Raw genomic sequence first — 12981 nt, forward strand, 5'->3', positions numbered from 1 at the left:
GCGCAATTTTTTTAACGCTTTGCTGTAGAACATGCCTTGCCAGCAAGCCTTCACACCCCGCAGAGAGGGTAGCACGCAACGTAGTGCGGGCGCAGGGGGAGACTTCCCCCCTCTTTTATGCATCTGCAAACACTTTACCGTCATCAAGTGTGATTTTGAGTTTAGAATACTCGCAGTGAAAATCATTTTTGAGGCGGTCAAGGTAGCGGGCGCTTTCCCACTTGCACATTGGAAGATCATGAAGAAGATAGTTTCCGCATGATTCAGGCTCTGTTGCAGGTACTTTATCCTGAGTTAAAATCCATTCGAGACATTCAATTGTGAGTTTTCTCATATCTTCTACGCTGTATTTTCCTGTCATGATGATGTACATACCTGTAAGACAGCCCATAGGACCAACGTAAACAACATCGTCTTTTACGCGAGAATTGCGGAACCAGGTTGCCATAAGGTGTTCAAGGCTGTGAATTGCGGCTGGGGCTACGGCAGGCTCCTTGTTTGGTTCTGTGATGCGAAGGTCATAGGTGGTAAAGCCCTTGTCTTCGCGGGAAACGTAGATGCCTGGTTTTAATTTTGTATGATCGATAGTGAAACTCTGAATTACTTCCATAATGTGCCTCTTATTTTTTTTTGCCTTTTCGGCATTTTCTTAGTATATTCATTATATGGCAAACAAAGAAGATAATTCAATCATACCAACAGACCAGATTTTACCAAATAAACTTACTTTGATTCCTTTGCAGGGACGGCCGGTTTTTCCGGGCATTTTTACCCCTCTTATGATAAGTTCAAATGATGACGTAAAGGTTGCTGAATCCGCTTTTGAAAAGGACGGATTTGTTGGAATTGTCATGCTCAAAAATGATGCAGAAAATCCGACGGTGGCAGACCTTCACCGCGTGGGAACGGTTGCCCGTATCATAAAGAAAATCAACCTGCCGGACGGCGGAATAAATATTTTTGTTTCGACAATCAAGCGATTTAAAATCCGAAAAACACTTCATTCTCAGGCTCCAATGGCGGCTGCCGTTGAATATCTTGAGGAAGAAGAAAACGACACCTTTGAAGTTAAGGCTCTTACCCGCGCCCTTATCAGTGAAATGAAGGAGGTTAGTGAAAACAATCCTCTTTTCAGCGACGAAATGCGCCTTAATATGGTGAATATCGATAATCCTGGAAAAATTGCCGACTTTATTGCTTCAATTTTGAATACCGATAAGGACGACCAGCAGAAAATCCTTGAAACTGTCAACGTTCGCCAGCGAATGGAACAGGTGCTTGTTTTCATTAAACGTGAACAGGAACTGCTTCGTGTTCAAAAGAAGATTTCTCAGGATATCAATGAGCGTGTAGACAAAAACCAGCGTGAATACTTTTTGCGAGAAGAGCTTAAGGCTATTCAGGATGAACTTGGCGAGACAGCTGAGGGTAACGCAACTGACTATCAGAAGTTTAAGACTAAGATTGACGAGCTTAAGTTTGAAGGCGAAATTAAAGAAACAGTTGAAAGTGAGCTTGAAAAGTTTAAGCTTATGGATCCTAACTCCAGCGAGTTTATCGGAACCCGTAACTTCCTGGAGCTTGTTGTAAATCTTCCATGGCATGAAGAAATTAAGGAAGATTATGACCTTGGCCGCGCAAAGAAAATTCTTGAAAACGACCACTTTGGCCTTGATGATGTAAAAAAACGCATTCTTGAATATCTTGCCGTTCGCAAAATGAAGAAGGACGCTAAGGGCTCTATTATGCTGCTGGTGGGACCTCCTGGAGTTGGTAAAACTTCCGTTGGAAAGTCTATCGCAAACGCGATGAACAAGCCTTTTTACCGTTTTAGTGTGGGCGGTATGCGCGATGAGGCAGAGATTAAAGGCCACCGCCGTACTTACATCGGCGCTATGCCTGGAAAAATTATTCAGGGACTTAAAATTACAAAGTCAGCAAGTCCTGTCTTTTTGATTGATGAAGTTGATAAGATGGGCTCAAGCCACAACGGAGATCCTGCTTCGGCTTTGCTGGAAGTTCTTGACCCTGAGCAGAACGTAAACTTCCGCGATAATTATTTGGATCTGCCTTTTGATGTTTCCAATGTATTCTTTATTCTTACAGCGAATACTCTGGATTCTATTCCGGGTCCTTTGCTTGACCGTGCAGAAGTAATTCAGCTTTCGGGCTATATCGACCAGGAAAAGCTTGAAATTGCAAAAAAATATCTGATTCCAAAAAACCTTTCTAAAAACGGTCTCAAAAAGAATCAGGTGAAATACACAAAAGATGCCCTTTTGACAATTGCAGAAGAGTATGCCCGTGAATCAGGTGTCCGAAACTACGAAAAGAGTCTTGATAAGATTCACCGTAAGATTGTTACCGAGCTGATTACCCAGAGCGAGCTTAAAAAATCTGAGTTTACTATTGCGGATGACCTTTCTGAAGAAGAAAAGGCAAAGCTTACAGGTGAGCGCGACGCTGCTGTTCAGGCTGTGCTTGATACTCCTTATACTGTCGATTCGGGTGATTTGTTCAAATATCTTGGAAAGCCTGTTTTTGATGAAAGTGAAATTAAGGCCGCAAAAGTTCCTGGAACTGCAATCGGTCTTGCCTGGACAAGTATGGGCGGCGACACCCTGTTGATTGAATCGACTTATTTTGCCGGAAAAGGCGGACTTGTCCTTACCGGTCAGATGGGTGATGTAATGAAGGAATCAAGTCAGATTGCCTTTAACTGGGCTCGAAAGTTTGTCCTTGACCGTAAGGCTAAAAAGGCAGACTGGTTTGACAAGAATATAATTCATCTTCATATTCCAGAGGGGGCAACTCCAAAGGACGGTCCAAGCGCCGGAATTACAATGGCAACTACTTTTGTTTCACTTTTAATGAACAAAAAGATTAAGCCTAATCTTGCGATGACAGGTGAGCTTTCTTTGACCGGTCAGGTTCTTCCAATCGGCGGACTTCGCGAAAAGACTGTTGCCGCAAAACGAAATAAGATTAAGACAATCATTATTCCAAAGGCTAATGAGCGCGACCTTGAAGAAATCCCTGAAAACGTAAAGAAGGGAATTAAGTTTATTCCTGTAAGCGACGTGCACGAGGTTCTCGAGGCAGCTCTTGGAATTAAATAAAAAAACGACGGGGGAAATTGCATCATGGCAGATAACATCAAAGCCGTAATTTTTGACATGGACGGGGTTCTTCAGGATTCCGAAACAATAAGTGATATCACCTGGGAGATGGCGGCAAAAGAGTGGGGCTTTGAATTGAATTATGACATTCTGCAGGCCTGCCGCGGTTCTAACCGCCACGACATAGCTATGAAATTAAAAGAATTTTATGGCGAGGATTTTGATTCTGTTTCCTTTTTGAACCGTACAAGTGAGTTTTTTTATCAGATTGAGGCAGAAAAAGGAATTCCTTTAATGCACTATGCAAAAGAAATTCTTGAATACCTTAAGCCAAAGTATAAGCTTGCGCTTGCATCATCTACCCGAGGAGTATCTGTGCGCCGTCAGATGAAGGCAGGCGGGCTTATAGATTTTTTTGAAAGTCTCACTACCGGAGATATGGTAGAACACAGTAAGCCTGAGCCTGAAATCTATCTTAAAGCTGCTGAAAGTATTGGAATAAAACCTGAAGCCTGCGTTGCGGTTGAAGACAGCCCTAACGGGGTAAAAAGCGCTTATGCTGCCGGTATGCGGGTAATTATGGTGCCGGATAAAATTCAGCCTGATGAAAATCTGAAAAAACTCTGCTGGAAAATCTGTCCTTCGCTAGAGGACGTAAAATCAGTCTTATAAATTTGGAGTAAGATTTTTTAATTCGCTCTTTCTCTTATACATTTTTGAATCTGCACGTCCGAATATCTGGGAGAAAGTGCTGTCTTTTTCAGGATTAAAAGTTGAAAATCCACATGCAACTACAACCTTATCTTCCTTCAGATTTTTCTCAATCTGGCGGTTAAAGGCTTTTAATAATGTTTTGTGGTTTTCTAAATCTTCACCGGTAAGGAAGGCTGCAAACTCATCTCCGCCAATACGGTAAATCGGGCTGTGCTTAAAGGTCTGGCAGATAATTTTTGTGCCGGCCTTAATGATTTTATCGCCTTCTTCATGGCCTTTTGTATCATTAGTCTTTTTTAAATCATTTATATCAAAAATGATAAGTCCAAAATCATGCAAATCGTGATTTTCAATTTTACTTTCCACGCAAAGGGCGTCTTCCTGGTAGGCGCTCTTACTCTTTACACCTGTAAGAGGATCTTTAAAAGCCATCTGACGGGCGTTTCCAAGTTCTGCTGCCTGAATTTTTTCAATCTGCAGAAGCTTTTGAAGTTCTTCATTGCGGTTTCGTCTTTCGTCTTCCAGAACAAAAGTATGCATTATGCAGGTTCCGAGCAGAAATCCGATTGAATAAAAAGGCATGAGCGGATAGATAGCCTGCAAAACAACAAAAATTGCCATTACGATTCCAAAAAATTGGATTGTGTGGTAACGGTGTTTGAAAGTGCCGGATGCCTTAAAAATCTCGTAGTCCATATAAGCAGAACATACAAAGAACATAACAAACTGAAAGATGTAATTAAGGTTTCTTGCATTTTCTGTATGATAGTTGGCTTTGTCATCAAACCAGAATGCAATTGGAATAAAAAGATTGATAAAGAGAATTATCATCTGAAAAGAAAAGAATATCCAGCCTAAAATCCTGATTGTTTTTGAAAACCAGTTTGGCTTACTTAAATAATCAATTACAAAGTGGGTCCAGAATAAAACTGTAAATCCCATTATTACATAGTAAATTTCTGTTTCAATGAAAAGAATTCTTTTTAGCCCGAGTGCTTCCAGAAGTTCCCATAGAACATCAGTTATGTAAAAAAGAGAAACAGCAGTTAAAAAATTTTTATATGCATTCAGAGCGGGGATGCGGTCAGCCCGTTCAATTCGAAAGAGAATATCCCAATTTATGATAATATGAACTAAAAATGAAAGAATCCCAATGCTAGCATAATACATACTATTATTATAACACAGAATTATAAAAGCTGGTAATTTTTTTTTGCTTGCTTTCATAACCAAAAAATATTAGTTTAAAAAAGAGGTATCTTATGACAACAAATGAAAGAGCCGAAAAGGCTGTTGAATACAAAAGAAGCTGTAACTGCTGCCAGGCTGTAATGCGTGCCTATTCAGACAGCGTAAATGTAAGTGAAGAAACTTTGATTCAGCTGGGAGCCGGCTTTGGAAGCGGTATGGGCTGTATGGAAGCAACCTGTGGTGCCCTTGTTGGCGCCGGCTTTATTGCAGGTCTGAAAACTGAGGGGCAGGCAACAACCCGAGTAACAAAACAGGTGCTTGCAAAGTTCCAGGAAAAATGTGGGGCAAGTATCTGCGGGGACTTAAAAGGTATTAAAACCGGTAAAGTTTTATGTTCCTGCGATGACTGCGTAAGAAATGCAGTTCTTTCTCTTGATGAAGTGATTGCTTAAGACTGATGAAGGGCAGCTCGAGGTGCCCTTTTTTTTACAGGTTGATTTTTCCGTTTGAAAGGTCTTTTAGTTTTGAAGCAAAAGTTTCGTATTCGTCGGCCTGGATTTCGCCTGTCAGGGTGACTTCTGTTCCAAAGTCCTCTTTTACATTCCAGAAGTGAAAGTTGCCGCTTTCCATAAGGTTTTTAATTGGCTTTAAAAGAGAATAGTCTGCATTGAAGGTGAAGGCCCTTTTTGCCACCAGGGGCTGGAAGGCGCCTTCTTCATTTGCAGCGGCAATTACTCCTTTTGCGCCGTTTCCGTAGGCTTTTACAAGACCTCCTGTGCCAAGCAGAGTTCCGCCGAACCAGCGGGTAATAGTAAGAATCAGGTTTGTGCAACCCCGGCCGGAAAGTACGTCCAGGGCAGGGCGGCCTGCGGTTCCTGAAGGTTCTCCGTCATCGCTCATGCCTTTTACTTCTGCGCCGTTACCGGTAATAAAGGCGTGTACTACATGGGTGGCGTCGGCGTATTTTGCCTTCTGTGCTTTTAGAATTTCACGAGCCTGTGCCTGCGAGCTGCAGGGAATGAGCTCGGAAAGAAAGCGGGAACCTTTTATTGTTTCTTCGAATTTTACGTATTTAGTTAGAACTTCCATTACAGCGGCAACTCACCATTCACAGGTTTTGCAGTCTGCACTTCAATTGTCTGCACTTCCTTGGCAGCAACCCTTACACCTTTGGCCTTAAGCGACTTCTCTTCGTAATCTCCGGCCTTGAATTTTTCGGACAAAATCTTAACCTTTGGCTTTTTAACGTAATTGAGCTGGAAGGCGAAGGTTTTGCGGGTGTCGATGTGGAGAACTTCCATGCCGTCCGGGGCGAAGAAGTAGTCGCGGTTCATGATGTAAGACGGAATCTTGCAGCGTTTGATGTAAACGTACTGAGTTTCCGGGTCGCGGTACAAAATTGTAAAGAGGACCTTTGAAAGGCTTTCCTTGTCGGCAAGTCCGCAGTAGGCCATGCCGGGACCAACGAAAATCTTTTTAGGGCACTCACTGACTGAGTAAATGCCGCTTTTTCGCACGTAGAGAACCTTGTCGTAAGGGGTTACTTTCAGCATTTCGCTGCCGCCGGAAACTTCTACGCCAAGATAACCGGATTTTTCGTCGTAGTGGAGGGACATATCGCGTTTTACAACTTTTTTTACGTCCACAGTCTTGATGTTTGTAAGATGGGTGCGGCGTTTTGTTGTTGCGGCGTCCAGTTTTGCTTCAATTCCGTCCAGCCAGCTGATTGCGTAATCAACAAGGTGCTTCAAAAGGCGGTTGATTTCCTTAATGCGGTCGTTGATTGCCTTAACTTCCTGGCGGTTTTTGTTCATATCGTAAAGAGAGATGCGGCGGATTGGGATTTTAAGAAGGTGATCAACGTCTTCGTCTGTGAGCGGGCGGATAAGCTCTGCCGCAAATGGCTTGAATCCGTCTTTTACAGCCTTGAGAACGCCTTCCTCTGTTTTTTGAGTTTCAATTTTCTTATAAATGCGCTCTTCAACAAAAATGCGCTCGATTGTTCGCAGGTGAAGTTTTTCTGTGAGTTCGCGTTTTTCAAGTTCAAGCTCGTCCTTAAGAACACCCAACAGTTGCTTTGAATGATATTCGATTACCTGGGTACAGGTCATCTGAACCGGCATGTTGTCTTTGATTACAAGAAGATTGCAGTAAACGGTCTGTTCGCAGTCGGTAAAGGCGTAGAGGGCATCCACTACATCCTTTGTGTAAACTCCGCGCTGGAGTCGGATTTCAATATTTACTTTGTCCGAAGTGTAGTCCTGAATTGAAGCGATTTTGATTTTTCCGTTTTTGGCTGCCTTTTCAATGGAATCTGTAAGGCTTTCTGTGGTTGAGCCGTATGGAAGTTCTGTTATTACGATTTTCTTTTCATCGCTCAGGTCCAGTTTTGCGCGTGTGATGATTTTTCCAAGTCCGTCCTGATAGTCTGAAACGTCAATCAGACCGCCGGTAGGGAAGTCCGGATAAAGCTGGAACTTTTCTCCGCGCAGGCACTTGCGTTCTGCATCAATAACTTCGTGAATATTGTGGCTCAAAATTGAAGTGCTCATACCAACGGCAATACCTTCTGCACCCAGAATAAGGCAGAGTGGAAGCTTTGCGCGGAAGGTTACAGGCTCTTCGTCGCGGCCGTCGTAGGTTGGAATATAGTTTGTAATTTTAGGATTATAAAGAATGTCCTTTGTAATTGGCTTAAGGCGGCATTCAATGTATCGGGGAGCCGAAGCACCGTCGCCTGTCAGCATATTACCAAAGTTTCCCTGCTTGTCGATAAAAAGCTCCTTGTTGGCAAGGTTTACCAGGGCTGTATAAATGGAAGCGTCTCCGTGAGGGTGGTAAGCCATTACCTTTCCCACAACGTTTGCTACCTTAGTAAAACGTCCGTCATCAGTTTTTAAAAGTGTGTGCAAGATTCGGCGCTGAACCGGTTTGAGTCCGTCTGTAATTTCTGGAATTGCACGGTCGCGAATTACATAGCTCGCGTACTGAATAAAGTTTGAATCGAATAAGTTTTTTACGTATGCCATTTTCCCACCGGGATTTATTTTAAAGCAAAAGAAAGAAATTATCTAGAGTAGGAAAATGCTTGTATATGTAAAACGGGCGGAGGGAGCCTGGCGTAATTAAAAAACACTTTATTTGTGATGGTCGCGATAGCGACCTGTTCTATAGTTTCTTTACCACAAATAACGTGTAGCGCATTATTGCGCGGTTTTTAATTACGCCAGGCGACCGCAAGCCCTGCTTTAATATATGTAGATATTTCACTCTTTTAATGGTAAAATATATTATCATTTTTTTTGAGGTTTTTAATGCAGGGAACTGTTCAGGCGGGAACGAACAATCTTTTTACTGTTGAATGCGATGACGATATAACGCGCCAATGTACGATTAAGGGCAAGGTTTTAAAATCTGATAAGCAGTTTTATAATCCTCTTGCTCCCGGTGACCTTGTAGAAGTAGAACCAGACCCTATCAATGAAGAAAAAGGCCAGGTGCTTTCACTTTTGCCTAGAAAAAATACCTTTTTGCGCTGGAATGTAAAAGGCCGCTGCCCTCAGCTTCTTGCAAGTAACCTTGATTATCTTATTCTTGTTACAACTCCGGATGAACCGCCTTTCCGTCCCCGCTTTATAGACCGTGCCCTTGCTCAGGCAGAACATCAGGGAATTACTCCTGTAATTGTCTGCAATAAATATGATTTAGCCGAAAAGATGCAGAATGATGAACGTCAGGCAGAGTTTGAAGAAATAGACCGCCGACTTTCTATCTGGGCAGACTTGGGCTATAAGGTACTCCGACTTTCTGCAAAAACCGGCGAGGGAATGACAGAGTTTGCAGAACTTCTGGAAAATCATACTTCGGCTTTTGTGGGCCAGTCTGGCGTTGGTAAGTCCAGCCTTATAAACGTAATGGACTCTACCTGCGTACTAAAAACAGGAAGCCTTTCTAAAAAATATGGACGGGGAAGTCATACAACAACCAAGGGAACTTTAATCCACCTTTCTCTGAATGAATCTTTAATGGAAGGCGTTCAGGGACGCAAGGCTCATATTATCGACACTCCTGGTATCCGCCGTTTTGTACTTGATGATATTGAATCACAGGATCTGGCAATGTATTTCCGTGAATTCGAACCTTTTATTGGAAAGTGCAAATTCGGACTTGGCTGTTCTCATATCAGTGAGCCGGACTGTGCCGTTATTCAGGCTGTACGCGAGGGAAAAATTACTGCTGAACGCTATGACAGCTGGCAGCGCATTTCCAACGAAATTAAAACCGGCAGCTGGGAAGACTAATTTTACTATTTAACACACAATTAATATGAACGAAAAAACACTTACCGAAATAGATTATTTTAGAATCAGGGATGAAATCTCGCTTTTTTGCGTTAGCCAAGAAGGAAAATACGACCTTCAAAACCGCGAACCTTTTACAGATTCAAAAAAAATTGAGTTTTATAAAAACTGCAGCCGTGAGTGGAAGGATTATCTTTCTTCCGTAAAGGGCAGTCCGCTTTCTGCCTGGGGACCTGTTCACGGTCTTATTCCAATTATAAAAACAAAGGGCGCAAGCCTTACTCTTGAACAGGTAAAGGCTCTCGGTGATTTCTGTAGCAGCGCAGAAAATGTAAAGGGGGCAGTTTTAAATCATAAGGAAGCCCTCAACTTAAAAACTCTGGCTTCCCAGGTGGAGCTGCTTCCTGATATTTCAGAAACCTCCAGAAAGATTTTCAGGATTATTACAAAAGACGGCGACATGCGGGAGCTTCCTGAAATTGCAGAAATCCGCTCAAAAATTGCCAGCCTGAACAGCCAGATAAAAAATATAATGAAGAAGTTTACCGGCGATCAGAAATACACTTCTGTGCTTGAATCCAGCGTGCCGGTTCTTCGCGGCGGAAGACAGGTGCTTGCGGTAAAGGCAAGTCAGCAGACAAAAATCAAAGGTATTATCCATGATGTATCTGCTTCTGCCCAGACGGTTTTTATTGAACCCGAAGAAGCTGTTTTTTGCAGTAACGAACTCATTCAAAAGGAATACGAGCTTCAAAGTGTGATTAAGCGTATTCTGACTGAGCTTACTGAAGATTTACAGCCTTCAATTCCTCTAATCCGCGATACCCTTCCTCTTATGAAGATTTTTGATACCACTCTTGCTGCTGCCCGCTGGGGAATGGAACATTCATGTATCTATGCGCAAAAATGTGGTGAAAGCGAGCCGCCTCTCCTCTTGCAGGCGCGCCATCCTCTTATTGGCGAAAAATGCGTGCCGATTGATCTCCGCTTTATGACCGGAAAACGCGTACTCATTATTACGGGACCAAACACAGGCGGAAAAACCGTAACCTTAAAAACTTTTGCCCTTCTTTCCATGCTCAATCAGTCGGGTTTTCCTCTTCCTGCGGGTGAGGGTACAAGGCTTCCTGTTTTTTCTAACGTATTTGCCGACATTGGTGATGACCAGAGCCTTGATCAGAGTCTTTCGACCTTCAGCGGTCATATGAAAAATATTGCCCATGCAATTAATGCTGCTAAAAGCGACACCCTTATACTTCTTGATGAGCTTGGAAGCGGAACTGATCCTCAGGAAGGAAGCGCAATTTCCATGGCCGTGCTCGACCGCTTGATTGAAAAGGGAAGTTTTGTGCTTGTGACGACCCATCAGGGCATCCTCAAAAATTACGGCTACACAAACGACTCATGCGTAAATGCCAGTGTTGAGTTTGACACAAATACCCTGTCGCCATCTTACCGTCTTTTGATGGGAGTTCCGGGCGAAAGTCATGCGCTTGATATTGCCCAGAAATCGGGACTTCCCCGGGAAATCTGCCGTGCTGCCCGCGACTATATTGCCACCGAGCAGGCTGATGTTTCGGCCCTTATCCGCGGTCTGAACCAGAAACACCTTGAACTGGATAAAATGCAGAACGCTGCCCGCCGCGAAGCAGAATTAATAGAAGAAAACAATTTGAAACTCCGCGAAAAAGAAGTAGAACTGCGCCGTAAGGAGCATGAACTCAAAAGCGGAAAGCAGCAGGAAATGTACGATTTTCTTGTTCATTCCCGCCGGCAACTGGAAAATCTTGTCCGTCAGATTAAGGAAGGCGAACTTACCCGCGAAAAAACTCTTGGTGTAAAGGGCTTTATTTCTGATCTTGAAAAAAATGTTTCCCGGCTTGATAAAAAGATTGAAGCCGAGGGCGAGGAGCTTGAAAAAGCTGCGGAAGAACTTAAAAAAGCAAAGGAAAAGCGAAAGCATCCCGCTTCAAATAAAAATACAAAGAAAAAACTCAGTCTTGCAGAGGCTCTTAAAAATGCGACATCTCTAGCAGAAGATGATTCCGCGCAGGGCGCGGCCGGGGGATTAGGCACCGGCCCTAATGCAAAGGCAGTCAAAAATGCTGCTGCCCCTCGTCTGGTTTTCGAAATTGGAGCCAGCGTAAAGTCAAAGAACGGAGGAAACAGCGGAGTAATTACAGCTGCCTCTAAAAAAGGCGTCTGGCAGGTGCAGTTTGGCAGCATAAAAATGACCATGAAGGAAAAGGATTTGCTTCTGGTTCAGGATGCCGGTGCCAGCGAGCTTAAAGCTTCTTACAGCGTTGATATGGCGCCTAACGTTTATGAATACGGTGATAATGTTATTGTAGAAAAAGAGGGTTCCCGTCCGGTTTACGAGCTTCGTCTTCTTGGAATGTATGCTGATGAGGCAGTAAAGGCTCTTGAGCGTCAGATAGATTTATGCGTGCTGAATAATTTTGACCATTTCAGCGTAATTCACGGAAAGGGTAACGGCGTTTTGCAGCAGGCCGTGCGCGACTATCTTTCCCACAGTCCAGCAGTTGCCGATTTTGAATATGCCCCGGCAGAGGATGGCGGCGCAGGCAAGACTTATGTGACTTTGTGTAAGTAGGAGACATATAGAACAAATCAATCTATATTTAGTAAGGACTTGCGAGAGGGAGTGGAGCGTGGGGCAAAAAGACTATGGTTGTGGAGGTCGCGAAAGCGACCGGTTCAATAGTTACTATGCCACAACCAGCGTGTAGCGCGATATCGCGCGATTTTGAACCACGCTACACGACCGGAAGCAAGTATTTATATTAAAGAAATAAATGTTTTGCTCTGGAGGTTCTTATGGAGTGGTTTGAATCTGAAGATTTCTGGAAAAATTACGGTCCCATTATGTTTGACGAGGCTCACTGGCAGGAAGCTCCCGCAATTGCCGACCGTGTAATGAAGCTTGCAGCCCTTCATGAAGGCGATACTATTCTTGATGCAGGCTGCGGGGTAGGCCGAATCAGCGTTGAACTGGCAGCCCTGGGGCTTAAGGTAACCGGCACTGATATTATCCAGGCAGAACTCGATACTGCTGCTGAATCTGCCCGCGATGAAGGCGTAGAAATTGATTTTATAAAAGCCGATATGCGTAAGTGGTGCCGCCCTGCTGCCTTTGACTGTGCAGTAAACCTTTACACCTCTTTCGGCTACTGCGACACAATCGAAGAAGATATGCTTTATCTTAAAAATATGTGCGACTGTGTCCGCCCGGGCGGAACTTTTATTTTTGAAGGTACCACCCGCGAAATTGCAGCCCTCTATTTTACAAAAGGCGAGGAATTCGACCGCGCCGGCTATAAGGTTGTCACCGATTTCAGCGTCACCGGCGACTGGGAAGGCCTCCGCTCCCACTGGACTCTTTATCCTGCAGACACAGACCTAGCAAAAAATCCTGCCGCCGTTCCTGTCGTAGACCACACTTTTATCCAGCGTCTTTACCCCGCAACCACACTCCGCGACAAAATCCTGGAATACGGTTTCAAATCTGCGAAGGTTTACGGTAACTGGGAAGGTGCCCCCTACGACGAGTATGCCGCCACCTGTGTTATTGTTGCTAAAAAGTAGGGCGTTCCCCTCGCTTCGCTCGGGTCGCTACGTTTCGCCCTTCGCCTCTT

General features: G+C 43.9%; 10 protein-coding genes. 6 read left to right on the forward strand and 4 right to left on the reverse strand.

Annotated features, from left to right (window positions below):
• Positions 1-115: 115 nt before the first annotated feature.
• Positions 116-610 carry an S-ribosylhomocysteine lyase gene (locus MSI_RS08485; protein WP_009105792.1) on the reverse strand — a complete coding sequence of 165 codons (495 nt, stop codon included), beginning with the start codon at positions 608-610 and terminating at the stop codon, positions 116-118.
• A gap of 55 nt (positions 611-665) precedes the next feature.
• On the opposite strand from MSI_RS08485, the gene lon reads away from it, so the two are divergent.
• Positions 666-3119 carry an endopeptidase La gene (lon, locus tag MSI_RS08490; protein WP_009105794.1) on the forward strand — a complete coding sequence of 818 codons (2454 nt, stop codon included), beginning with the start codon at positions 666-668 and terminating at the stop codon, positions 3117-3119.
• Between the two features lie 24 nt (positions 3120-3143).
• Positions 3144-3791 carry an HAD family phosphatase gene (locus MSI_RS08495; protein WP_009105797.1) on the forward strand — a complete coding sequence of 216 codons (648 nt, stop codon included), beginning with the start codon at positions 3144-3146 and terminating at the stop codon, positions 3789-3791.
• Here the strand turns inward: MSI_RS08495 and MSI_RS08500 are convergent.
• Complete coding sequence (locus MSI_RS08500; protein ID WP_009105799.1) at positions 3786-5003, reverse strand: GGDEF domain-containing protein; 1218 nt, start codon at positions 5001-5003, stop codon at positions 3786-3788. The two genes, MSI_RS08495 and MSI_RS08500, sit on opposite strands and share 6 nt — an antisense overlap.
• A gap of 92 nt (positions 5004-5095) precedes the next feature.
• Between MSI_RS08500 and MSI_RS08505 the strand changes: the two genes are divergently transcribed.
• On the forward strand, positions 5096-5476 hold the full coding sequence (locus MSI_RS08505) for a C-GCAxxG-C-C family protein (protein ID WP_009105800.1): 381 nt from the start codon (positions 5096-5098) through the stop codon (positions 5474-5476).
• A 34-nt stretch (positions 5477-5510) separates the two neighbouring features.
• Here MSI_RS08505 and MSI_RS08510 read toward each other — a convergent pair whose 3' ends face one another.
• Together MSI_RS08510 and MSI_RS08515 are read right to left on the reverse strand one after the other, a co-directional pair.
• Entirely contained in the window at positions 5511-6113 is a 603-nt protein-coding gene (locus MSI_RS08510; protein WP_009105801.1) for a YigZ family protein, read from the reverse strand.
• On the reverse strand, positions 6113-8053 hold the full coding sequence (locus MSI_RS08515) for a DNA topoisomerase IV subunit A (protein WP_009105802.1): 1941 nt from the start codon (positions 8051-8053) through the stop codon (positions 6113-6115). The genes MSI_RS08510 and MSI_RS08515 overlap by 1 nt, the downstream gene beginning before the upstream one ends.
• Before the next feature lie 285 nt (positions 8054-8338).
• Between MSI_RS08515 and rsgA the strand changes: the two genes are divergently transcribed.
• The 3 genes from rsgA to MSI_RS08530 all read left to right on the forward strand — a co-directional run bounded on the left by rsgA (position 8339) and on the right by MSI_RS08530 (position 12931).
• Complete coding sequence (gene rsgA / locus MSI_RS08520) at positions 8339-9325, forward strand: ribosome small subunit-dependent GTPase A (RefSeq protein ID WP_009105803.1); 987 nt, start codon at positions 8339-8341, stop codon at positions 9323-9325.
• 25 nt (positions 9326-9350) lie between these two features.
• Complete coding sequence (locus tag MSI_RS08525; RefSeq protein ID WP_009105804.1) at positions 9351-11939, forward strand: endonuclease MutS2; 2589 nt, start codon at positions 9351-9353, stop codon at positions 11937-11939.
• A gap of 224 nt (positions 11940-12163) precedes the next feature.
• Positions 12164-12931, forward strand: coding sequence for a class I SAM-dependent methyltransferase (locus MSI_RS08530; RefSeq protein ID WP_009105805.1), 768 nt, complete (start codon positions 12164-12166; stop codon positions 12929-12931).
• Positions 12932-12981: the final 50 nt, after the last annotated feature.

This window comes from Treponema sp. JC4 (assembly GCF_000260795.1).
Lineage (GTDB): Bacteria > Spirochaetota > Spirochaetia > Treponematales > Treponemataceae > Treponema_D.

Bases quoted from the DNA above. Each gene is read 5' to 3' on its own strand.
- MSI_RS08485 (WP_009105792.1), bottom strand. From the start codon at position 610: ATGGAAGTAATTCAGAGTTTCACTATCGATCATACAAAATTAAAACCA.
- lon (WP_009105794.1), top strand. From the start codon at position 666: ATGGCAAACAAAGAAGATAATTCAATCATACCAACAGACCAGATTTTA.
- MSI_RS08495 (WP_009105797.1), top strand. From the start codon at position 3,144: ATGGCAGATAACATCAAAGCCGTAATTTTTGACATGGACGGGGTTCTT.
- MSI_RS08500 (WP_009105799.1), bottom strand. From the start codon at position 5,003: ATGTATTATGCTAGCATTGGGATTCTTTCATTTTTAGTTCATATTATC.
- MSI_RS08505 (WP_009105800.1), top strand. From the start codon at position 5,096: ATGACAACAAATGAAAGAGCCGAAAAGGCTGTTGAATACAAAAGAAGC.
- MSI_RS08510 (WP_009105801.1), bottom strand. From the start codon at position 6,113: ATGGAAGTTCTAACTAAATACGTAAAATTCGAAGAAACAATAAAAGGT.
- MSI_RS08515 (WP_009105802.1), bottom strand. From the start codon at position 8,053: ATGGCATACGTAAAAAACTTATTCGATTCAAACTTTATTCAGTACGCG.
- rsgA (WP_009105803.1), top strand. From the start codon at position 8,339: ATGCAGGGAACTGTTCAGGCGGGAACGAACAATCTTTTTACTGTTGAA.
- MSI_RS08525 (WP_009105804.1), top strand. From the start codon at position 9,351: ATGAACGAAAAAACACTTACCGAAATAGATTATTTTAGAATCAGGGAT.
- MSI_RS08530 (WP_009105805.1), top strand. From the start codon at position 12,164: ATGGAGTGGTTTGAATCTGAAGATTTCTGGAAAAATTACGGTCCCATT.